At 46.1% G+C, this 26,418-nt stretch carries 7 protein-coding genes; 6 read left to right on the top strand and 1 reads right to left on the bottom strand.

Annotated features, from left to right (window positions below):
• Positions 1–39: 39 nt before the first annotated feature.
• Together HP568_RS03415 and HP568_RS03410 are read left to right on the top strand one after the other, a co-directional pair.
• On the top strand, positions 40–693 hold the full coding sequence (locus tag HP568_RS03415; protein WP_048033148.1) for a response regulator transcription factor: 654 nt from the start codon (positions 40–42) through the stop codon (positions 691–693).
• Positions 694–2,130: a sensor histidine kinase gene (locus tag HP568_RS03410; protein WP_048033147.1), complete on the top strand. Its 1,437-nt coding sequence runs from the start codon at positions 694–696 to the stop codon at positions 2,128–2,130.
• Between the two features lie 202 nt (positions 2,131–2,332).
• Here HP568_RS03410 and HP568_RS03405 read toward each other — a convergent pair whose 3' ends face one another.
• Positions 2,333–2,896: a PadR family transcriptional regulator gene (locus HP568_RS03405; RefSeq protein WP_173628332.1), complete on the bottom strand. Its 564-nt coding sequence runs from the start codon at positions 2,894–2,896 to the stop codon at positions 2,333–2,335.
• Positions 2,897–3,234: 338 nt separating this feature from the next.
• Here HP568_RS03405 and epsC point away from each other — a divergent pair, with 338 nt between their 5' ends.
• From epsC to HP568_RS03385, 4 genes are all read left to right on the top strand, one after another.
• Entirely contained in the window at positions 3,235–3,828 is a 594-nt protein-coding gene (epsC, locus tag HP568_RS03400) for a serine O-acetyltransferase EpsC (RefSeq protein ID WP_256434902.1), read from the top strand.
• Between the two features lie 37 nt (positions 3,829–3,865).
• Entirely contained in the window at positions 3,866–4,879 is a 1,014-nt protein-coding gene (locus HP568_RS03395; RefSeq protein ID WP_173628330.1) for a SagB/ThcOx family dehydrogenase, read from the top strand.
• Positions 4,880–5,364: 485 nt separating this feature from the next.
• Positions 5,365–8,655, top strand: coding sequence for a non-ribosomal peptide synthetase (locus HP568_RS03390; RefSeq protein ID WP_173628329.1), 3,291 nt, complete (start codon positions 5,365–5,367; stop codon positions 8,653–8,655).
• 16 nt (positions 8,656–8,671) lie between these two features.
• Entirely contained in the window at positions 8,672–26,413 is a 17,742-nt protein-coding gene (locus HP568_RS03385) for a non-ribosomal peptide synthetase (protein ID WP_173628328.1), read from the top strand.
• Positions 26,414–26,418 lie beyond the last annotated feature (5 nt).

Below are 26,418 nucleotides of genomic sequence, written 5' to 3'. Positions count from 1 at the left end.
TCCATCAAACCGTTACAAAAGGAATGAGGTAAAAACAGAATGATAAAAATTTTAGTTGTGGAAGATGATATCGCAGTAGCAAATTTAATTAAATTGAATTTAAATACGGCAAATTATGAGAGTTCAATCGTTTTTAACGGAGAGGAAGCCCTAAATGTAATTGAAAAAGATCGTTTTGATCTGATACTACTGGATGTCATGCTTCCAAAAGTTGATGGATTTACTTTATTCGAAAAAATTAAACCCTTAGGGATACCTGTCATTTTTTTAACTGCGAAAAGTTCTGTCACAGATAAGGTGTATGGATTAAAAGCGGGAGTAGATGACTATATGACGAAACCCTTTGAAGGAATTGAATTGCTAGCCAGGATTGAAAATGTATTAAGGCATTACAATAAAAAAAGCAACATCATAAATTTTAAAGACACAGAAGTATACTTGCAAGAAATGAAGGTGAAAAAGAACGGTGAAATAATTGAGCTTACCTTGAAAGAGTTCGAATTATTGGTGTTTCTCGTACAAAATAAAAACATCGTATTAACGAGAGAAAAAATCATAGAAAAAATTTGGGGATATGACTACGTTGGCGAGACTCGGACGATCGACAACCATATCCAAAAGCTAAGAAAAAAGCTGGGATGGAAAGATGAAATTAAAACAGTATTTAAGTTGGGATATAGGCTGGAGGAATAAATGAAATTTTGGCAGAGGATATTTTTATGTACATTAATCATCTTTGAAATCTTTTTTGTACCAGCATCCATTTACCTTATTAATAGCAGCTTTGAACTCAATCTCAATATGGAGGTCCGTTCCGGGATAAGTGAACAGGATCGATTTGCTAACTCTTTAGAATCAAATCTATATCTGCTTAAAGTTCAAAAATCTTCAACCCCGGATGCTGAAGGAGTTGGCAAACCAAACATAGATTCCATGATTCGTACATACTTGGACAACCTCGGGGAACAGGAGGTGTATCTAGATGTAATAGATGAAAACAATAAGGTTATTTTCAGTCATTTTAAAAACAACAAGATAGTTCTTACTCAGCGAGAAGAATTAAACATACCGTCAGATAAAGTAAATTACATCATACGGGATCTAGGGGAAAAGACGTACTTATTTATCGCTAAGAATATTTATCTGGAAAATAATCACTATAAGCTTTCTTACGTGAAAGATATTTCGAGTGTTTATGAAAATAGAAAAGACTTATTAAGCCTTTTAATCAAGTTAAATGCTCTTGTTTCAGCAATTTTGGTTATCGTTACCATCATCATGAGCATGTTTATCGTAAAACCGATTAATAAACTGATCCAGTCAACAAGAATAATTGCAGCCGGGAATTTCAGCGAAAGAGTAAAGGTAAAATCGAATGATGAAATCGGGTTGTTAGCGGAAAATTTCAATTTGATGGCCGTTGATGTAGAAGATAAAGTAAACCAGCTTAAAAGATCTTCAGAAGACAAGCAAAGGTTTATCGATAACCTGGTACATGAACTTCGGACTCCTTTAACTTCGATCATAGGCTATGCGGATTATTTACGAACGAATAAATATGATGAAGAGACTTATATCAACTCATTAAGCTTTATCTATGAAGAAGGAAAGCGGCTAGAGAAACTGACATTTAAGCTTATGGAGCTCATTGTTTTGCGAAAAGAGGATTTTGAGTTAAAAAAGGGAGAACTTGACGAACTTTTTGTAGAAATCAAACATTCCTTTATTCCAAAGCTGAACATAAAGAATATGGATCTGGAAATATCGACAGAGCATCTTAGTGTTTTAATGGATAAGGATTTGATGAAAATTTTACTTGCAAACCTGATAGACAATGCAATTAAAGCATCGAAGAACAACGATAAAATACTTCTACGGTCATACAGAAATACGGAGTCAAAAATTATTCTTGAAGTGAAAGATACAGGGATCGGTATTCCTGATGAAGACATAACAAAAGTCTTTGAGCCCTTCTTTATGTCCGACAAATCGAGATCGAGAGCGAATGGAGGAGGCCTCGGGCTCGGACTATCATTATGTAAGGAGATTGCTAGCATTCATGACGCTGAAATGAGAATAGAAAGTAAGCTCGGTGAAGGTACAATTATACAAGTGGTTTTTCATTGTTAACAACCGGGAGCGAGAGGACAGAAAATGTTAAGTAAAAGCAAAAAGCAGTATGTACAACAAATACTGCTTTTTGTTATGCCATTTTCAATTATAGTGAAAGAAACAAGCTTCTGCGTTAGGGAGCTTGTTTCACCAAAGCCAAGCAGGCAGATTACTTTTTACTAGGAGAGCCAGTTCCATCTTAACTCCTTACTTGGCAATTTCAGACCGAATTTATAGGGGAAGCATTCTGTCTTTGGGCCAGAAAGTCTTCCTTTAATTTACTGATAAAGCTCAACTGAAGCTCACATTGATCATAGATATTTTGGAAAATGTACAGGACATTTTGTGGCATTTCCATAAATTTTGCCTTTTCTTCCTGATCTGCTTTCAAGTCCTCATAGACTTTCTGGATGGCCAGCTGCTGCTTTTCCAAAGCGAGGATAATGTCATCTAGCTCAGCTTCATCCATAAAAGTTAACGCCGTGTATAAATCGGTGGGAAACAAAACAGATGAGTTTTGAAAGGCGTTGACCAGCAACCGTTTTAACTCTTGCTTGCCTTCTGCTGTAATCGAATAGATTGCCTTGGAACGATTCCCGGTCTGCTCCAGCGTTTCCAAAGCTACAAATCCTTCTTGATCCAGCTTCTTTAATGCATGGTAAATCGAAGCAGGCTGGACATAAGCCCACTTGTCTGTTTTGGCCGATATCATTTTCTGCTGTATTTCATAGCCGGACATCGGTCCAGATTTTAACAAAAGTCCTAGCACCATAGCTCTCGTCATGTTTGCACCTCACCATCTTCCTAAACATTTAATATTAAATGTTTAGTATCGTTATTAATTGAATTCTAACATTTTCCATTACGGTATGTAAAGATCATAACTCTAGGTAGAAAATAGAGGATTATATGTAATTTTTTTACTGTTAAATATTTACATGCGAATAATTGCGTAGTAGAATAATCTTTGTGTTCAATACTATACGTTTAGTATTCGTGGTTTTATATTAAAATTTGAATTCTGAAGTATAGAATGAACAAAACGATTGAAAGGAAAGGGGGATCGCCGAGGAGCAAAATTTGCAACAGAAATAGAGATGTTTTAACAATATGGGTAACGCTATGAACAAGAGGAGAGATCCTATGTTTCATAAGTTGAGGAAGGACATTGATTTTATCAAAGCTAAGGACCCTGCAGCCAGAAACACCTTGGAGATTATTCTTTGTTACCCCGGCTTCCACGCCCTTTTGCTTCACCGTATGGCTCATGGCATTTACAAAAAAGGGTTTTTCCTGGCAGGGCGTATGATTTCTGTAGTTAACCGATTTCTAACCGGAGTTGACATTCATCCGCGAGCCAAGATCGGAGAGGCCGTCTTTATTGATCATGGTATGGGCATTGTTATTGGGGAAACGACAGAGATCGGCAATCATGTGACTCTATATCAATGTGTCACCCTTGGGGGAACTGGCAAGGATACAGGAAAACGGCATCCCACGATAGGCAACAACGTCATCATCAGTGCAGGCGCAAAAGTATTGGGACCGATTAGGGTGGGAGATAACTCCAAAATTGGAGCTGGAGCGGTCATCCTGAAGGAAGTTCCTCCTAACTGCACAGTAGTAGGCATACCTGGTGAAGTAGTACGGTACAACGAGCCTTCTGTTTCAAGAGAAAGCGAAGAGCCTACCCCTGTAGCGGCGGGCCTTATGTGAAGATAAATAGATTATGAAAGAAAAGGGGATAAAGGTCATGCAACCGCAAGTAACCAAAAAAATGATGAAACCCTTCCACGAAGATTGTGAATACTTTTGGTCGCCTTCAGTCAGGTGGGAACAGCAGGATGATGAAATTCGCATTGAATTGCTATCTTATTCAGGTACTGTATTGGGATTGTTTCCAACGTTTTATTATTTGACACAAAAAGGAATCAAGATTCCCGATCTCATCTCTCGTTTTCCACAGGCAAATCCTGATCAAGTCGCAGATTTTGTCCGCGACCTGATTGCAAATCGCATTCTGGTTCATACACTTCTAACCCCTCAAGAGATCTATTTCCCCCAAGAACATCTTATCTCTCATTCGTACTCGTCAGAAACATTTCTTGATCCGGCTCAATACGAGGCATTTAGGCAGGAAAAATTGTCCCGATCTTTACCGCAAACAACCCAAACGAACGTCCCCTTGGCAGAGAGTGAGTTTCCCGAGGTCATTACAGCTCGTAGAACCTGGCGTCAATTTGAAGAAAAGAAGAAGGTTCCATTCGATGTCTTTTCCAGTCTGATTTCGGTATTTAAACAATATCGACGCGAGGACGAAATCCGCTACAACTATGCAACGGCTGGCGGCCTTTATCCAATTGATCTGTATGTCTATATCAAAGATCATCGTGTAGAAAACGTGAAAGCGGGACTTTATTACTACAATCCGATTGAAAATGTCCTGCAAATGGTCAGCAATACTTGTGTAATTACTGAGGATGCACATTATTCCATGAATAAGGAAATCTTTCAGTCATCTGCGTTTTCAATCTATCTCATTTATAACGCTGATGTGACAATGCCGAAATACGGTGGTTTGGGGTATTTCTATGCAGGGATTGACAGTGGCATCATGGTGCAATTGTTGACCCATGTAGCTGAAATGCACAAGGCTGGCATCTGCTCCATTGGCGATATGAATTTCAGAAGAATACAGAAATACTTCAAGTTGTCACCCCAGCAAGTACTTATTCACTCCATTGAAGTGGGCTTGCAACCACAATGAGAAAGTCGTGGATGATTTTATTTGAGCAACAAGTGAAAGGGCATTCGGACAAGCTTGCCCCGTATTTTCATGCATTCGAGCAATTCCCTCAGAAATACGCCATTACAGTAACGACACTGCCACCCACGTAAGTGTTTCAATTGGCCCCAGTGACATTGCCTTCTCTGCTTTTGATAATTACGGCGGCTCTACAGCATCACGGGATTTAGTCAATCGATGGATGCAACATGTTGCCTATGTGAATGCATACGGACCCTACATAAGCGAGCATTTGCAGTACTACTGCGAGCACATGCTCTGTCTTTTTGCGCGCCAATTATGCCTATAGAGACTCCAACCCTCATGCACGGATTACATTCTTAACGAGCGATCGGACCCCTAGAGATTTCATACAAAGGGAACTGAAGCAGGATGAAATAGAACGAATCTACGATTTCCTGCTAGAAAGCATACAGTAAGCATTTTGAGTGAGGCGGGGGAAAAACATGACGACTTTTTCCAGAGAACATGTACAAGATATCTATTCACTCTCACCGATGCAGGAAGGGATGCTCTTTCATGCATTGGCTGATCAAGATGATACGTCTTATCAAGTGCAGATCGTGCTGCCTGTTACAGGTGATCTGCATGTGACGGTACTAGCGAAAAGCTTTGAATTACTTGTCCAACGCCACGAAGTACTACGCACTACCTTTTTGCATGAACAGGTAAAACAGCCGATGCAGGTCGTCCTCCGGGAGCGACCGCTAATGATAAAAGTGCAAAAACGCCCTATCGAATCAGTTGAATTTCCCGTGGAGGAATGGGTAGAAAAGCTAATCAGGGAGGACCGGGAGCGAGGATTTGATCTTACAAAAGACTCTTTGATCCGCTTGCAGATCATCGAGAAGGGCGAAAAGGAATGGACCCTCTTGATCAGCTTCCATCACATTCTGATGGACGGGTGGTGCGCAGATATTATTTTGGGAGATCTGGTGCAGATCTATCATTCACTATTGAATAGAACGCTAGACCAATTGCCTCCCACTCAGCCGTACAGCCACTATATGAAATGGCTGTGGAAACAAGATCGGAGCAGTGCTCTCGAATATTGGCAGAATGAATTGCATGGTTATGAGGAAATCGCCCCCTTACCAGTAGGGAGCAAGCTACGTGATGCCTCCTCTGTTGCTGGAGAGTATGATGTGTTCCTCGATTTAGCGGTAACACAGCGGCTTACACATATCGCCCGACAAAATCAGGTGACACTAAGTTCCGTGTTCCAAGCAATCTGGGGGATCGTATTGCAAACCTATAACGACCGCACTGATGTTGTTTTTGGTACGGTGGTAGCTGGACGTCCAGCCGAGCTTTCCGGGGTGGAAAAGATGGTTGGGCTCTTCATAAACACCTTACCTCTGCGGGTAAAAACGGCACAGGAACAGACATTTCAGGAGTTGTTGCAAAGCATTCACGAACAAACCAGGCTCGCCAAGAAGCATGAATATGTGCCTTTGTCCGAGATTCAGCGTGTAACATTAGGGGCTCCCCTTTTTGATCATTTGTTGGTTTTTGACAACAGCCCTGCGAATCAAGCGTGGAGAAGGCAATGGCAAGAAGACGGTGTACATGCTGGCGAGAAGCGTGTCATTGAGCATACCCATTACCCGCTTAGCATTACGGTCATGTCAAAATCCGATCAACTAATGCTGCGCCTGATCTACCGCCAAGAGCATTTTTCGAGCGAGGATATCCAACGCATGGCAGGTCATATCCAAACTGTCATCGAGTCTGTAAGCCTAGATGTCTCGATAGGTCTCGATGAGATCGAAATGCTTACCGCTGAGGAAAAACGCCACTTTCTAGCAGAAAAAAACCAGACGAAAACGAACTACCCCAGACAGAAGACGATCGCTGATCTATTTGAGCAACAGGTGAAAGCAGTGCCGAAACAGACCGCACTTGTATATGGTCAAGAGACGATAACTTATGAGGAGCTTAACCAGCGCGCAAACCGGATTGCTCATCAACTTCAGCAAAAAGGGGTCCAACCTGACGAACTGATCGGGATTTTTACTGAGCGTTCTCCCACTATGATTGCCGGAATTTTCGGTATTCTTAAAGCGGGCGTTGCATACGTTCCACTCGATCCGAGAAATCCTGTTGAACGGCTTGGTATGATCTTGTCTGACGCTAAACCCAAAATGGTCCTGATCCAAAGAGAAATGTGGGAGAAATGGAGAGAGGTCGAAGAAGGGATAAAGCATGGCGAGGCTTTTCAGGTGCTTGTGCTGGAGGATATGCTCGCAGCGACGAATCCTGGGTGGAATCAGGATCCCTTACGCACTTGTCAACCTGAGCATCTCGCCTACGTGATGTACACCTCTGGATCGACTGGAAAGCCCAAGGGTATTTTGACCCAGCACTTCAACGTAACTAGAGTAATAAAGACCACAAATTATCTGGAAATCACGCCGGACGACACAATCTTGCAATTGTCCAACTTCGCTTTTGATGGCTCCACCTTTGATATTTTCGGTGCGTTGCTAAATGGCGCCAAGCTGGTGCTACTTGATCATGAAACACTTCTCAATATGACCGGATTGCTTTCGCAAATAAATGAGCAGCGAGTAACCATTTTTTTCGTAACGACAGCTTTGTTCAACACACTGGTAGATCACAATATTGAAAGCTTTTCCGGCGTGCGCAAAGTGCTTTTCGGCGGGGAACGAGTCTCTCTGCGACATGTCCAAAAAGCCCTCGCTTATATGGGAAAGGGAGCAATCCTGCATGTATATGGTCCAACAGAGAGTACAGTCTATGCTACCTATCATGCGGTGGACGAGGTAGACGAGGAGCTCGGAACTGTCCCGATCGGTGTGCCACTTGCCAATACGCAGGTGTTTATCCTCAACAAGAAAAATCAAATGCAACCTTATGGCGCCATTGGAGAGCTATGTATTTCCGGGGACGGTCTGGCTCGTGGTTATCTGAACAATCCGGAGCTTACCGCCGAGAAATTTGTCCCACATCCGTTTTACCCTGGGGAACGGATGTACAAGACAGGGGATTTAGCTCGCTGGCTGCCTAATGGGACCATCGAATTTATTGGGCGGGTAGATCATCAGGTGAAGCGTAGAGGCTTTCGCATCGAGCTAGGTGAGATTGAGCATAGCCTTCTGGAGCTGGAAGGAGTGAAAGAGGCTGTAGTGATTAATTGGACGTCGACTACAGGATTGGATCAACTATGCGCCTATTTTGTAGCGAATTACGAGGTAGATGTCCAAGAACTACGTGTCCAGCTAGCGAAGTCCCTTCCGTACTATATGCTACCAGCTTCTTTCCACCAAATGGCCTCTCTCCCGTTAAACACAAATGGTAAGGTAGACCGTCGTGCTTTGCCTGAGCCAGACTGGGAGGACTTACAAAGCCAAGCGTACATGGCGCCACGCAATGAAACAGAGCAACAGCTTGTCCAAGTCTGGCAAGAGGTGCTGGGAATCTCACTGGTTGGTATCATGGACAATTATTTTCATTTAGGGGGAGATTCGATCAAAGCAATCCAGATATGTGCACGCCTTCGTGAACAGGAAGTCATGATTCAGGTAAAAGATTTGTTCAATCAGCCTACTATTGCAGGTCTCTCTTCTTTTTTACAAGGAAATCAGGCGCATGCCCCAGAGAGTAGCGCAAATACCGATGGCGTTGATGAGACGCCTGTTCTACTTGATGAACTGGGTCTATCCATAGATGAAATAAAGGAATTAGAAGAGGAATTAAAGGAAACCATTCAATAATCATGGGGGTAAACATATGTCTTCACAACAATTGCTGCAAAAAGTGTATCCATTAACACCGATGCAGGAAGGAATTCTCTACCATTCCTTGCTCGATCCCAATGATCAGTCGTTCTTTGTTCAGCTTTCCTTTGGAATCAAAGGAGATCTTCAGAAATCTTTATTGGAGCAAAGCCTACAGCTTTTGATTATGCGTCATGATGTTTTTCGTACGGTTTTCAATACAGAGAAAGCAAAGCAACCGATCCAAATCGTGCTGGAAAAAAGAAAAAGCAAGATCAGCTATACGGACCTCTCTTTCTATTCAGGACAGGAGCAGGCAGACTTACTTGCCTCTTTGAAAGAGCAGGACCGGGCAAAGGGCTTTGACCTGACACGCGACTTACTTATCCGCCTATCTGTTTTCAAAAAGGGAGAAGCCGATTTTCACCTACTGCTCAGTTTCCACCATATCATTGTGGATGGATGGAGCCTCGGGCCAATTATTGAGGAGCTCTTTGCGATTTATCAGGCCATGGCGGAAAACACCGATCCCCGGTTGCCGGAGCCGAAACCGTTTTCCACCTATTTGCAATGGTTGCATCAGCAGAATCAGCAAAAGGCAGGTGCATACTGGAGCGATTACATTGAGGGAGTAGACGAACCTACCTTGTTGCCATGGGCGAAGAAGGAAAAGTCTTCTGGATATCAACAACAAAAGGTACAGCTCACGATTTCCAAACAGGAAACAGCACGCCTAAAACGGTTGGCGAAAGAGCATCATGTAACGCTCAATACGGTTGTTCAATCCATCTGGAGTATCATCCTGAAGCGCTATAACAACACTGACGATGTATTGTTCGGCGCGGTTGTATCTGGTCGACAAGCTCCGATTTCAGGAATTGAGCAGATGATCGGCCTGTTTATCAATACGAATCCTGTGCGTGTTCAATTTGAAGCCGGGATACGCTTTACAGAGCTAATGAAACGGATGCAGACACAGATGCTGGCATCGGAAGAGCATAGTTATTTTCCACTTTCCAAGATTCAGGCAGCTTCTGAATTGTCACAAGGGCTGATTCATCACATTATCGCTTTTGAAAATGTGCCGCTTGAAGTAGATTTGCTAGGCGGCCATGATTTTCAGGGCCTAAAACTGTATGATTTTGATCTGTTTGAACAGACCAACTATGATTTTAATCTGATTGTGATCCCGACAGAGGAATTAGCCATCACACTGAAATATAACGGCCTTGTCTACGAGCAGGGGCATATGGAAAAAGTAGCTGGCCATATCCGGGAAGTGGTAAAGACAATTCTAAGTGATCCCTCAGTAGAAATAGGCAAACTATGTATACTCACAGATGCAGAGCAAAATGAGCTATCACATCATTACAACCAGACGAAGGTGGCATATCCCAAAGACAAGCTGCTGCATCAGGTGTTTACAGAATCAGCGAGGAGGCATCCAGAAAAAACGGCGCTTCTTTTCCGAGATCGGTCCATGACCTACCGGGAATTGCACGAACGCTCCAATCAGTTGGCTCGGGTATTGCGTCGAGAGGGTATCGTGCCCAATCAAATAGTCGGATTGATGGTAGAACGATCATTTGAGATGATGATTGCCATTCTGGCTATTCATAAGGCCGGTGGCGCGTATGTCCCTATCGATCCAGCCAACCCAGCCGAGCGCATTCGCTTCTTGCTCAAAGACAGCGAAGCCAAATTGCTCCTGACCCAGTCTCAGTTCATACAAGAACTGGATGTGGAGCAAATCGTCATGGATCTGGATGATACAGCCCTTTACCAAGGAGATTCTTCTGATCTGGAATGTATGAATACTTCGGCCGATCTGGCTTATGTCATCTACACCTCTGGCTCGACAGGGATGCCTAAAGGCGTAATGATTGAACACCATGCTGTGATCAACAATATGTGCTGGATGCAACATCAGTATCCGATCACGGAAAATGACGTGATCATGCAGAAGACAGCGTATACCTTTGATGTTTCTGTCTTTGAGCTATGCTGGTGGTTCTTCCAGGGAGCAACGCTTTGCTTTCTCGAACCGGGCGGCGAAAAAGAGCCTGAGATGATTATTCAAACTGTCGAACAACAGGGTGTGACTGTCATTCATTTTGTCCCATCCATGCTTCAAGCTTTTTTGGATTATCTCGAATATGGCGACAATCATGTGAAGCGACTCTCTACCATTCAAAAAGTATTCGCTAGCGGAGAGGCGCTTACCGCTCAGCATGTGAATCGTTTTAATCAGCTATGGAGAGGTAATACTTCGCTCATCCTCTCAAATCTGTATGGACCAACCGAAGCTACTATCCATGTCTCTTATTATGATTGTCCGGATAAGACAGAGGTGTCTACCGTTCTGATCGGGAAGCCAGTGGAGAATATCCAGTTGTATATTGTGGATCGGGATCATCAGCTTCAACCGTTGGGCGTACCGGGGGAACTGTGCATTGCAGGAGCAGGTTTGGCCAGAGGGTATGTGAATCGTCCTGAGCTGACGGAAGAGGTTTTTGTCCGAAATCCGTTTACCCCCGGAGCAAAAATGTACAAAACAGGCGACTTGTGCCGATTGCTGCCTGACGGAAATATCGAATACATGGGTCGGATGGATTTCCAGCTAAAAATTAGAGGGTTTCGTATTGAAATGGGAGAGATCGAAGCGCATTTGTTTAACTATCGCGCCATCAGGCAAGCATTGGTAACGATGAATGAAGATATGCGTGGAGGAAAGTATCTGTGTGCCTATCTGATCATGTCCGAACCCCTTGATGAAGAGGATTTACGCGCGTATTTGCTGGCGCGGTTGCCTAGTTATATGGTTCCGTCCTATTACATGCAACTGGATAGCTACCCGTTAAATCAGAGTGGCAAAATCGACCGTAAATCACTGCCGCTGCCAAACATTCAGGAGCAGGGAAATACTGAATATTTGGCACCGCGTGACGAGGCCGAGATGAACCTGGTTAAGGTGTGGCAAGATGTTCTGGGGGTTACACAGATTGGCATTGACGATCATTTCTTTGCGCTTGGCGGTGACTCGATCAAGGCCATTCAAGTCTCTTCTCGCCTGCAAAAACATGGACTGCAAGTCGGCATCAAAGATCTGTTTGACCATCCAACGGTAGCGCAATTGGCGAAAGTAATGAAGCGTTCTACCAAAAGCTGTGACCAGGGTGTGGTAACAGGGGATGTAGAGCTTACTCCGATTCAGCATTGGTTCTTTGACCAGGAGATTCCACAGCGCGGACATTGGAATCAAGCCTTCATGCTTTACAGAGAATCAGGTTTTGAGAAAGAAGCACTAGAAAAAGCGTTGACCCATTTGTCTATTCATCATGATGCACTACGAATGGTTTACCAGATAAATGAGCCACAGATTATTCAAACCAATAGAGGAGCGAAGGAGCCTCTCTATGAATTGGCGTTGTTCGATCTTCGCGAGCAGACCGAGATCGAGCAAACGATGCTGGAAAAAGCAAACGAAATCCAAAGAAGCATAGATATCACCAAAGGCCCACTCGTCAAGGCAGGACTCTTCCAGACAAATACAGGAGACCACCTCTTAATTGTCATTCACCATCTTGTCATCGACGGAGTGTCTTGGCGCATTTTGCTTGAGGATTTGGCTCAAGTATACAAACAAGCGTTGGAGCAAAAAGAGCTTCAGCTTCCAAAAAAGACGTCTTCTTATCAATCGTGGGCAAAAGGGCTAGCAGCCTATGCAAACCAGCAGCCGCTATTAAAAGAGAAAGATTATTGGCAAAAGCTTGAAGCATACAGAATCTCTCCGTTGCCCAAAGACCACCAAACGAAGAGCAATCTTGTCAAGGATACACACATATTGGAACGGGAACTAAACCAAAAGGAAACCATGCACCTCTTGCGTGTAGCTGGCAAAGCAGTGCGTGTGGAAACAAACGAAATACTCTTGGCGGCTCTTGGTCTGACTCTAAAAAAATGGACAAAAGAAGATCGCTTTTTAATCGGTATGGAAGGGCATGGACGTGAAGAAATTTTATCTGAGATAAGCGTCAGTAGAACTATCGGATGGTTTACGTCGGTGTATCCGCTTGCTCTGGAAATAATCGATACGGATGATTGGGGTGAGCAAATCAGCAAGGTTCACGAAACGCTTCAAAGTGTTCCGAATCGCGGGATCGGCTATGGAATCCTGAAATATTTGACTGCTGATGAAAATAAGCGAGAGCTGACGTTTTCTAAAGCACCGGAAATCTGCTTCAACTATTTAGGGCAATTCGATCAGGAAATGGATGAGGTATATAGCGTATCTCCTGTGGGCACAGGGCAAATGCTCGACCCTTCTTCACAAAGAGCCCACGCCATTGATATCACCTGCATGGTCATGGGGGGCCAGTTCCGCCTTTCTATCCACTATAACCAGCAGGAATATCGGGAAGAGACAATAAGCAGGGTTGCTGATGATTTTATCTTCTATCTGCAGCAGCTCACAAGCTATTGTTCCAAGCTAGAGCCTGCAAGGGAAGCAACATTAAAGGATGACCATACAGTCAAAGCTTCCGAAGAAGTCTCTCCATACCCGGAAGCGAAGGCTGATTTCGAACATCTCTATCAGCCCTTCCCATTAACGGATATACAGATGGCGTACTTTTTAGGCCGAAATGCCGAGTTTGAATTAGGTGGAGTATCTACACATGTCTATACAGAAGTGGAGACCACGATTGATATAGGGCGATTCAATGCCAGCCTTAACCAAGTAATCAGTCGTCATCCCATGTTGCGAGCGATTATTTTGCCGACTGGCGAGCAACAAATTCTGGAGCATGTCCCAGCGTATCAGATTGAGGTTGTGGATTTGCGTGAGCTTGATGAAGCGGCACAGCAGGCTTGCATTCATGCCGAGCGCAATCGTATGTCCCACTACGTGTTTCCCACTGATCAATGGCCGCTGTTTGAATTTAAGGCATATCGACTCTCTGAGAATAAGCATCTTTTATGTATGGGCCGAGACCTGTTGATTGCCGATGCGGCCAGTATGGATATCATCGGTCGGGATTTGATGAGATATTATGAGAATTCCGATGCAGAGTTGCCTGATTCGTCGTTTACCTTCCGCGATTATATGATGGCGTACAAAGCATTGAAGCAATCGGAAGTTTATGAGACTGACAAGCAATTTTGGTTGCAAAAGGTGGAAAGCTTTCCGCAGGCTCCGGCATTGCCACTCAGATGTAACCCGAATGACATTCAACTTCCCACTTTTCAACGTAAAGAACGAATCTATAGCAAGAAGCAATGGGAGAAGCTGAAGCGTATATCACTTGAGCATGGGGTTACACCTTCCGCTTTATTTGCCACGATCTATGCAGAGATTCTGGCACTCTGGAGCAACCAATCAGACATTGCGATCAATCTGACTGTCTTTAACCGCTATCCATTCCATCCTGATGTGGAACAAATAGTTGGTGACTTTACATCCAATTTGCTTTTGGGGATTCATTTTGCATCTCAGCCAACGATTTGGGAGAAAGCACGTTATGTACAGCAGGTGCTAATTGAAGCATTAGAGCATCGACATTTTGAAGGCGTTGAACTGATCCGCGAGTTGGTCAAATATCATGATTGGATGCATGGTAAAGCGGTCATGCCTTACGTATTCACCTCTGTATTGACGGGAGAGCAGCAGGCGGGTCGTCCTGGCTTGGAGCAATTGGGCGATCTCAAGACGGGGATTACTCAGACATCACAAGTCTATATTGATTTCCAGGCTACCTTGCTAGCGGATGAGCTGTGGATATTCTGGGATTATGTGGATGAGTTGTTTGAACCAGAGTTAATGGAGACGATGTTTGGTCATTTTTCTAGCATGGTAGATAGTTTGTTACAAGGGAATACGCCTGAACCACTCCAGATTGGTGAGAAAGATAGGATACAGATTGCTACGTTTAATCATACGCAAGCAGAAATCCCATACACGACCCTGCATGCCTTGTTTGCCGAACAAGCACAGCGGGTACCGGATGCAGCGGCTGTAATCTGCCAAGAGCAGCACCTCACATATCGTGACCTTGACAAACGCTCCAATCAAGTAGCCCGTTATTTGCAGACACAGGGAATAGGGCGAGAGGATCGAGTAGCAGTCCTAGCGAGCCGTCAGGTTGGAACCATTGTGAATCTGTTGGGTGTCCTCAAGGCAGGAGCGGCATATGTTCCCGTCGATCCTGCGTATCCAGAAGAGCGCAGAAGCTATCTCCTGGAAAACAGCGATTGCAAGCTGTTGTTGCAGCCTGACCTGTACGAACAGGAAGGCTTGGCCAGCTATGCACCTGATGAGATGACGGATAACCACAATCCTGACGATGTGGCGTATGTCATCTATACTTCTGGCAGTACGGGCAGACCAAAAGGGGTAGTTATTACCCACGGCGCGTGCGCCAATACCATTCAGGACATCAACCGAAAATACGGGGTGAATGAGACGGATCGGATTATTGGCCTGTCCTCCATGTGCTTCGATTTATCTGTCTATGACATCTTTGGAGCGCTGGGAGCAGGGGCGGCTTTGGTCATGATTCAAGATCAGCGTGACGTGTTGGAGGTGCGTCAGGCGATAGAAGAACATCGGATTACGATCTGGAATTCGGTGCCTGCGATCATGGAGATGCTGCTGGATAATGTCGATTCCTCCTTTGTCCAGGAACAAGTGAAAGTGGTACTGCTCAGCGGAGACTGGATCGCTCTGCATCTTCCGCAGAAGATCAAGCGGCACTTTACTCAAGCGCAGGTCATCAGCTTGGGAGGAGCAACCGAGGCCTCCATCTGGTCGATTTATTACCCGATCCCGGAAACCTTGCCAGCAGGTATGCGCTCCATTCCCTATGGGATGCCGCTCGCCAATCAGCAGTTCTATGTGCTAAATCAGCAATTGCAGCATTGTCCTATCGGCGTGCAAGGGGAACTCTACATCGGGGGTATTGGTCTTGCCAAGGAATATCTGCATGATGAGGAGAAGACAAGCGCAGCCTTCATCCTCCATCCTGAACTGGGCAGACTCTATCGGACTGGCGACTATGGGGTGTTCCATCCCGAAGGCTTCATCGAGTTTTTGGGGCGCAAAGATCATCAGGTCAAAATCCGTGGCTATCGCATCGAGTTGGGAGAGATTGAGGGAAGACTCTTGGCCCATGATTTCGTCCGTCAAGCTGTCGTAGTCGACCAGACAGATCATCGCGGCAAGAAATATTTGTGTGCCTATTACAGCAGGGAAGAGGAAGAAGTGACAGCGGAGGAGCTGCGCATCTATCTCTTGCGCGAACTGCCGGAATACATGGTGCCAACGTACTTCATTGAGCTGGATGTAATCCCACTGACACCCAATGGGAAGGTCGATCGCAAGGCGTTGCCACAACCAGATACAAAGCAAGAGCTGGATGCCAGATATGTGGCTCCTCGTACGAACATCGAGGAAAAGCTTGCGCAAATCTGGTCCGAAGTGTTAGGGCTTGAGCGTGTCGGCGTAGAGGATCATTTCTTTGAGCTGGGTGGCAACTCCGTCCTAATGGTCCAAATCCGGACACGTATCAGCAAAGAGCTGGGGGTCGATGTCAATCTGCGCGACTTCTTGAGTCACCAGACGATTTCCAAACTGGCTCATTTGCTTAATAGTGGAGATGTGACCCGAGCGGTCGTTTATCCAGTTCTCACACCAGATCCCGTTAACATGCATGAGCCATTTCCGCTCACAGATGTGCAAATGGCTTATCTCATGGGAAGGGAAGATCATTTTGAAATGGGCGGAGTCGCAACCCATGGTTATGCGGAGCTGGAAACACAAGCAGATATGTATGCGCTGAATGAAGCATTGAATAAAGTCATTGCTTACCAGCCGATGATGCGTGCGATTATCTTGCCAACGGGCGAACAAAAAATTTTGCAGCATGTACCAGCCTACCAGATAGAGATCCTCGATTTGACACATCTGGATGCTGATGCGCAACAGCAGTGGATTTTGCAAGAACGTGAGCGCATGTCACACTATGTATTTGCGACCGACCAGTGGCCACTCTTTGAATATAAAGCGTTCAAGTTGTCAGCCGATACCCACTATCTGTTTATCAGCTACGATATGCTGATTGCTGATGGTGCGAGTATCCAACTGATGGGCAAGCTGCTGATGAAATTTTATCAACAGCCTGACTGGCAGGCACCAGTGTTGGAGAGCACCTATCGCGACTACATTTTGGCTTTGGAAGCATTTAAAAAGACGAACACGTATGAAAGAGATAAAGCCTATTGGCTGGATCAGCTATCCACGTTCCCTCTGGCACCGATACTGCCGATGAAGCAGGAACCAAGCAGCATTGATTCGCCACACTTCAAGCGATTTGAGCAGGCTTTTGCCAGAGCAGACTGGGAGCAATTGAAACGCAAGGCGAATGAGCATAATGTAACACCGTCTGCCGTACTGTGTGCGGCTTATGCCCAAGTACTTTCTTTCTGGAGTAACCAATCTCATTTTGCGATCAATCTCACCGTCTTTAACCGGTTACCATTTCATGAGGATGTAAATAGCTTGATTGGTGATTTTACCTCCGTGATCCTGTTGGAGATCGACTTGCGAGCACATCTCACTTTCTGGGAGAAGGCGGTCGCGATTCAGGAACGTTTGCTCGAGGCATTGGAGCATCGCCATTACGATGGAATCGAGATGATCCGGGAGTTGTCGAAATATCACCAGTATGGGACACGCTCCGTCATGCCGATCGTCTTTACCAGTATCCTGCTTGGAAACAAGGAATCCGGGGAAGTAAGCTGGTATGAACTAGGGGAAATTCAGATGGGTGCAGGTCAAACCTCGCAGGTTTATCTCGACCATCAAGTGTTTGAAGACAATGGTTCCCTGCGCCTTGTGTGGGATTATGTCGATCAGTTGTTTGAGCCTGCGATCATCTCCACCATGTTTGCGCAATATACAGGCATTTTGGCGGCAGAGATCAAAGGACAGCAAGAATTTATTTTTGAACTGCGTCCATCGGAGCAAGAGAGCATTCACAGCTATAACCAGACAGCAGAAGAAATCCCATACACGACCCTGCATGCCTTGTTTGCCGAACAAGCACAGCGGGTACCGGATGCAGCGGCTGTAATCTGCCAAGAGCAGCACCTCACATATCGTGAGCTTGATAAGCGTTCCAATCAAGTAGCCCGTTATTTGCAGGCACAGGGAGTAGGGCGACAGGATCGAGTAGCGGTCCTAGCGAGCCGTCAGGTTGGAACCATTGTGAATCTGTTGGGTGTCCTCAAGGCAGGAGCGGCATATGTTCCCATCGATCCTGCGTATCCAGAAGAGCGCAGAAGCTATCTCCTGGAAAACAGCGATTGCAAGCTGTTGTTGCAGCCTGACCTGTACGAACGGGAAGGTTTGGCCAGCTATGCAACAGATGAACTGAAGGATAACCACAATCCGGACGATGTGGCGTATGTCATCTATACCTCTGGCAGTACGGGCAGACCAAAAGGAGTGGTTATTACCCATGGAGCCTGCGCCAATACCATTCAGGACATCAACCGAAAATACGAGGTGAATGAGACGGATCGGATTATTGGCCTGTCCTCCATGTGCTTCGATTTATCTGTCTATGACATCTTTGGAGCGCTGGGAGCAGGGGCGGCTCTGGTCATGATTCAAGATCAGCGTGACGTATTGGAGGTGCGTCAGGCGATAGAAGAGCACGGGATTACGATCTGGAACTCCGTACCTGCGATCATGGAGATGCTGCTGGATAATATAGAGTCTTCCTTTTTGCAGGAACAAGTGAAGGTGGTACTGCTCAGCGGAGACTGGATCGCTCTGCATCTTCCGCAGAAGATCAAGCGGCACTTTACTCAAGCGCAGGTAATCAGCTTGGGAGGAGCAACCGAGGCTTCCATCTGGTCGATTTATTACCCGATCCCGGAAACCTTGCCAGCAGGTATGCGCTCTATTCCCTATGGGATACCGCTCGCCAATCAGCAGTTCTATGTGTTAAATCAGCAATTGCAGCATTGTCCTATCGGTGTGCAAGGGGAACTCTACATCGGGGGTATTGGTCTTGCCAAGGAATATCTGCATGATGAAGAGAAGACAGGCGCAGCCTTCATCCTCCATCCTGAACTGGGCAGACTCTATCGGACTGGCGACTATGGGGTGTTCCATCCCGAAGGCTTCATCGAGTTTTTGGGACGAAAAGATCATCAGGTCAAAATCCGTGGCTATCGCATCGAGTTGGGAGAGATTGAGGGAAGACTCTTGGCCCATGATTTCGTCCGTCAAGCTGTCGTAGTCGATCAGACAGATCATCGCGGCAAGAAATATTTGTGTGCCTATTACAGCAGGGAAGAGGAAGAAGTGACAGCGGAGGAGCTGCGCATCTATCTCTTGCGCGAACTGCCAGAATACATGGTGCCAGCGTACTTCATCGAGCTGGATGTAATCCCACTGACACCCAATGGGAAAGTCGATCGCAAGGCGTTGCCACAGCCAGATACGAAACAAGAGATAGAATCAAGGTATGTCGCACCAAGCAACGCTTATGAAGAAAAACTCTCCCAGATTTGGGCCGAAGTATTAGGGCTTGAGCGTGTTGGCGTAGAGGATCACTTCTTTGAGCTGGGTGGTAACTCCGTCCTTATGGTCCAAATCCGCACGCGTATCAGCAAAGAGCTGGGGATCGATGTCAATCTGCGCGACTTCTTGAGTCACCAGACGATTTCCAAACTGGCTCATTTGCTTAATAGTGGAGATGTGACCCGAGCGGTCGTTTATCCGGTTCTCACACCAGATCCCGCCAACATACATGAGCCATTTCCGCTCACAGATGTTCAAATGGCTTATCTCATGGGAAGGGAAGATCATTTTGAAATGGGCGGAGTCGCAACCCATGGTTATGCGGAGCTGGAAACACAAGCAGATATGCATGCGCTAAATGAAGCATTGAATAAAGTCATTGCTTACCAGCCGATGATGCGTGCGATTATCTTGCCAACGGGCGAACAAAAAATTCTACAGCAAGTACCAGCCTACCAGATAGAGATCCTCGATTTGACGCATCTGGATGCTGATGCACAACAGCAGTGGATTTTGCAAGAACGCGAGCGTATGTCACACTATGTATTTGTAACCGACCAGTGGCCACTCTTTGAATATAAAGCGTTCAAGTTGTCAGCCGATACCCACTATCTGTTTATCAGCTACGATATGCTGATCGCTGATGGTGCGAGTTCCCAACTAATGGGCAAGCTGCTGATGAAATTTTATCAACAGCCTGACTGGCAGGCGCCGATATTGGATAGCACCTATCGCGACTACATTTTGGCTGTGGAAGCATTTAAAAAGACGAACACGTATGAAAGAGATAAAGCCTATTGGCTGGATCAGCTATCCACGTTCCCTCTGGCACCGATACTGCCGATGAAGCAGGAACCAAGCAGCATTGATTCGCCACACTTCAAGCGATTTGAGCAGGCTTTTGCCAGAGCAGACTGGGAGCAATTGAAACGCAAGGCGAATGAGCATAATGTAACACCGTCTGCCGTACTGTGTGCGGCTTATGCCCAAGTACTTTCTTTCTGGAGTAACCAATCTCATTTTGCGATCAATCTCACCGTCTTTAACCGGTTACCATTTCATGAGGATGTAAATAGCTTGATTGGTGATTTTACCTCCGTGATCCTGTTGGAGATCGACTTGCGAGCACATCTCACTTTCTGGGAGAAGGCGGTCGCGATTCAGGAACGTTTGCTCGAGGCATTGGAGCATCGCCATTACGATGGAATCGAGATGATCCGGGAGTTGTCGAAATATCACCAGTATGGGACACGCTCCGTCATGCCGATCGTCTTTACCAGTATCCTGCTTGGAAACAAGGAATCCGGGGAAGTAAGCTGGTATGAACTAGGGGAAATTCAGATGGGTGCAGGTCAAACCTCGCAGGTTTATCTCGACCATCAAGTGTTTGAAGACAATGGTTCCCTGCGCCTTGTGTGGGATTATGTCGATCAGTTGTTTGAGCCTGCGATCATCTCCACCATGTTTGCGCAATATACAGGCATTTTGGCGGCAGAGATCAAAGGACAGCAAGAATTTATTTTTGAACTGCGTCCATCGGAGCAAGAGAGCATTCACAGCTATAACCAGACAGCAGAAGAAATCCCATACACGACCCTGCATGCCTTGTTTGCCGAACAAGCACAGCGGGTACCGGATGCAGCGGCTGTAATCTGCCAAGAGCAGCACCTCACATATCGTGAGCTTGATAAGCGTTCCAATCAAGTAGCCCGTTATTTGCAGGCACAGGGAGTAGGGCGACAGGATCGAGTAGCGGTCCTAGCGAGCCGTCAGGTTGGAACCATTGTGAATCTGTTGGGTGTCCTCAAGGCAGGAGCGGCATATGTTCCCATCGATCCTGCGTATCCAGAAGAGCGCAGAAGCTATCTCCTGGAAAACAGCGATTGCAAGCTGTTGTTGCAGCCTGACCTGTACGAACGGGAAGGTTTGGCCAGCTATGCAACAGATGAACTGAAGGATAACCACAATCCGGACGATGTGGCGTATGTCATCTATACCTCTGGCAGTACGGGCAGACCAAAAGGAGTGGTTATTACCCATGGAGCCTGCGCCAATACCATTCAGGACATCAACCGAAAATACGAGGTGAATGAGACGGATCGGATTATTGGCCTGTCCTCCATGTGCTTCGATTTATCTGTCTATGACATCTTTGGAGCGCTGGGAGCAGGGGCGGCTCTGGTCATGATCCAAGATCAGCGTGACGTATTGGAGGTGCGTCAGGCGATAGAAGAACATCGGATTACGATCTGGAACTCTGTACCTGCGATCATGGAGATGCTGCTGGATAATATAGAGTCTTCCTTTTTGCAGGAACAAGTGAAGGTGGTACTGCTCAGCGGAGACTGGATCGCTCTGCATCTTCCGCAGAAAATCAAGCGGCACTTTACTCAAGCGCAGGTCATCAGCTTGGGAGGAGCAACTGAGGCCTCCATCTGGTCGATTTATTACCCGATCCCGGAAGCCCTGCCAGCAGGTATGCGCTCCATTCCCTATGGGATACCGCTCGCCAATCAGCAGTTCTATGTGCTAAATCAGCAATTGCAGCATTGTCCTATCGGCGTGCAAGGGGAACTCTACATCGGGGGTATTGGTCTTGCCAAGGAATATCTGCATGATGAAGAGAAGACAAGCGCAGCCTTCATCTTCCATCCTGAATTGGGCAGACTCTATCGGACTGGCGACTATGGAGCGTTCCATCCCGAGGGCTTCATCGAGTTTTTGGGACGAAAAGATCATCAGGTCAAAATCCGCGGCTATCGCATCGAGTTGGGAGAGATCGAGGGAAGGCTCTTGGCTCATGATTTCGTCCGTCAAGCTGTCGTAGTCGATCAGACAGACCATCGTGGCAAGAAATACTTGTGTGCCTATTACAGCGGTGAAGAGGAAGAAGTGACAGCAGAGGAGTTGCGCATCTATCTCTTGCGCGAACTGCCAGAATACATGGTGCCAGCGTACTTCATTGAGCTGGATGTAATCCCACTGACACCCAATGGGAAAGTGGATCGCAAGGCGTTGCCACAGCCAGATACGAAACAAGAGATAGAATCAAGGTATGTCGCACCAAGCAACGCTTATGAAGAAAAACTCTCCCAGATTTGGGCCGAGGTATTAGGGCTTGAGCGTGTCGGCGTAGAGGATCACTTCTTTGAGTTGGGTGGCAACTCCATCCTTATGGTCCAAATCCGGACACGAATCAGTAAAGAGATGGGGTTAGAGATCAATCTGCGCGACTTCTTGAGTCACCAGACGATTTCCAAGTTGACTCAGCTACTGACGGAGTCCGCTTCGACGAGCACCATTAATTATCCCGAGATTACGGCCGATACTGCAGGCTTGTATGAACCATTCCCGCTCACAGATGTACAGATGGCCTATCTCATGGGGAGACACGATCATTTTGAAATGGGCGGAGTCTCGACCCACGTCTATCTGGAGTTGGAAACCAAATTGGATATGCAGAGATTCACACAAGCTTTACAGAAAGTCATTGCTCGCCATCCAATGCTGCGTGCCGTTATTTTACCGAGTGGCGAACAACAGATCCTGCGTGATGTGCCAGCATATCAGATCTCAATTACGGATTTGACACATCTGGACAAGGACGCACAGCAACACTGGATTGAGACGGAGCGGGAACGAATGTCTCATTATATCTTCCCGACTGACCAGTGGCCGCTTTTTGAATATAAGGCATATAAGCTCTCGGCCGATACCCATTATCTGTTTATCGGGTATGACATGCTAATCACCGATGGAGCTAGCTTCCAATTCATTCATAGAGAATTGCTTGAACTGTACCACCATCCAGAACGACAACTACCGGACATCGGGATTACATTCCGAGATTATATGCTCGCCTATCAGGCGTTCAAAGAGTCTCCTACCTATCAGGACGATAAGCAGTATTGGCTTAACAAACTAGAAGATTTTCCAAGCGCTCCGGCCCTTCCGATGAGAACAAGTCCTGAGCTGATCATAAGCCCACGTTTCAAACGGGTAACGATGCAAGTGCAAAAAGAAAAATACGAACAATTGAAGCGCAAAGCGCGAGAGCATTCGATCACACCAACTACAGTACTGTGCACAGCATTCGCCAAGGTGTTGGCATTTTGGAGCAACCAGTCCCACCTTGCTTTGAACTGCACCATTTTCAATCGATATCCGTTCCATGAAGATGTGATGCACTTAATTGGAGATTTTACCTCTGTCATGCTGCTGGATTTGTCGCTTTCTCGGGGAGCCTCCTTCTGGGAGCAGGCCAAGGCTGTGCAGGATGTGTTGATGGAAGCGCTGGAGAGAAGACACTACGATGGTATCCAATTCATTCGCGATCTCGCCAGGTATCATGGACTGGAAGGGAACCGGGCTGTCATGCCGATCGTCTTTACCAGCATGCTGCTTGATACAGGTTATTCCGGACAACCCGAACAAGAGCAGATGGGAGAGCTAAAAATGGCCGTATCCCAAACCTCTCAGGTCTTCATTGATTATCAGGTGCTAGAGGCAGATGGGGGCCTAACCATTGCGTGGGATTACGTGGAGGAGCTTTTTGAGGACAGCATGATCTCCGCCATGTTTGCAGAGTACTTTGTCCTGCTTGATCGGGTCTTGGAAGGGGAAGACTTCTATGCGCTTAGTGGAAAGGCGGAAGATCAGCGATTCATTGCTGCCTATAATGACACGGATGAAGCGATTCCCTACACGACGCTCCACGCTCTGTTTGTTGAGCAAGCGATGCGCGTACCCGAAGCAATAGCCGTTATTTTCCAAGATCAAGCCATCAGCTACAGGGAACTGAATGAGCGTTCCAATCAGGTAGCCCATTATTTACATGAGCAAGGGATTTCGCGAAATGATCGGGTTGCTTTACTGGCTAACCGCAAAATCGAGACAATTGTTAATCTGCTGGGGATTGTAAAAGCAGGGGCCGCCTATGTGCCAATTGATCCGGAGTATCCGGAAGAGAGGGTAAACTATATTCTCGATCACAGCCAATGCAGGGGGATGCTTCTCCCAGAGTTGTACGAGAAAGAAGGAATAGCAGCGTATTGCACAAAAGAACTAGAAGAAAATCACAGTCCGGATGATGTGGCCTATGTGATCTATACCTCGGGAAGTACGGGCAGGCCAAAAGGGGTGGTCATTACCCATGGTGCCGCAGCCAATACGATCCAAGACATCAATCGCAAGTTTACCGTCAATGAGAATGATCGAATCATCGGACTCTCCTCCATGTGCTTCGACCTGTCCGTCTACGATATTTTTGGAGCCCTAGCAGCGGGAGCGACGCTAGTCATGGTAGCAGATCAACGCGATTTGGCTGAGGTACGCCATACGGTAGAGGAGAAGAGTATTACCATCTGGAACTCGGTACCTGCGATCATGGATTTGTTGATGGAAGAGATTCTTGGCAGTAATGATGAGGAACAGGAGTTGAAAAAACAGCACACCAGCTCGACTCCGCACAGAAAAAACAGTTCGTTGCGGCTCGCCCTGTTAAGCGGTGACTGGATTTCTGTGAAACTGCCAGAAAAAATCAACAAGCATTTCCTCGATGCGGATGTAATCAGTCTGGGTGGAGCTACAGAAGCGTCAATCTGGTCCATCTATTATCCAGTAGACGCACTGGCGAAAACCAACACCTCTATCCCTTATGGCATGCCGCTTGCAAACCAAAAGTTTTACGTACTGAACGAGCAGCTCGGCTATTGTCCGCTCGGGGTACAGGGCGAACTTTATATTGGGGGCATTGGTCTGGCGAAGGAATACTTGCAGGATAAGGTGAAGACTGAGGAAGCTTTTATACTGCATCCGCAATTGGGCAGACTCTATCGGACAGGGGATTATGGGATTTTGCATGCAGAAGGTTTCATTGAGTTTCTAGGAAGAAAAGATGCACAGGTGAAGATTCGCGGCTATCGGGTAGAGCTTGGGGAAATTGAGAACCAGCTATTGCAGCTTCCTCCGGTAAAGGAAGCCGTTGTACTGGACCAAGTAGACAGCAAAGGGAAGAAATACCTTTGCGGCTACATCGTTTCCGAGCAATCAATCGATGTCGTGCAGATCAAGACAAAGCTTGGTGAGGTTCTACCCAGCTACATGGTGCCGCTGCATTTTATGCAATTAGATGTAATGCCGCTTTCACCAAATGGAAAGATAAACCGCAAAGCAATGCCAAGACCAGACGTAGAATCCTGGATTACAACTGTCTACATCGAACCAGAGAGTGAGCTGGAAAAACAGCTTGCCACGATCTGGAGCGATTTACTGGGACTCGAACAAATTGGCGTAAACGACCACCTCTTTACGCTAGGAGCCGATTCTATGAGTATTATTAAATTTGCTGCCCGACTATCGCGAGAGCTTTTCTTCCAGATGCCGATTCATCAAGTCTTCCAAACTCCTACCATCCGTGAGATTGCTCATTTCATTGCCAATCAGAATACATCCGAGCCAGATTATTCCTCAGAACGGATGCTGCTTTCTACCTCAGCTCACGGGGAGAAGATCATCTTCTGCTTCCCGCCTGTGGTGGCACTGGGCGTAGTCTATCATCGACTGGCGGAAATATTGGATAACTATTCGTTCTATAGTTTTAATTTCATCGAATCAGAGAATCGGATGGAAGCCTATCTTAGTCTGATCAAACAAATACAACCTCAAGGACCGTATACATTCCTTGGTATTTCAGCGGGGGGCAATCTGGCTTTTGAAATCACAAAGCTTCTGGAGAAACAAGGAGAACGCGTGGCGGATTTGATATTGCTAGACTCGTTCTATATTCAGGAGATAAATGATGAGCGACTCACGCCAGAAGAAAGCCACAAATATGCACAGGAAACGGTTGAATACATGCTCCAAGCCTACCCGCAGTTGCAAGGGGAAGGTGAGTACTTCAAGGAACAGGTTGGGAAGAAAATCGAAAGCTACTACTCGTATCTCGACAATCTTAAAAATGAGGGACAGGTGGCTGCCAATCTGTATATGATCAAGTCACCGTCCACTCAAAGCACGCATGAGTATGTGCGGGGCGATATCAATCTGTGGGGTTCATCCACAACAGGCACATATGCAGCGTTTGACGGATATGGTGATCATGAAAAAATGCTCGATACAGGTTTTGTTGAGCAAAACGCTACGCTGATCAACAATATTTTGAAGTAAGGGAA

It is taken from the genome of Brevibacillus sp. MS2.2, from assembly GCF_013284345.1.
GTDB lineage: Bacteria > Bacillota > Bacilli > Brevibacillales > Brevibacillaceae > Brevibacillus > Brevibacillus brevis_C.
This window is presented reverse-complemented; position numbering and strand designations above follow the sequence as displayed.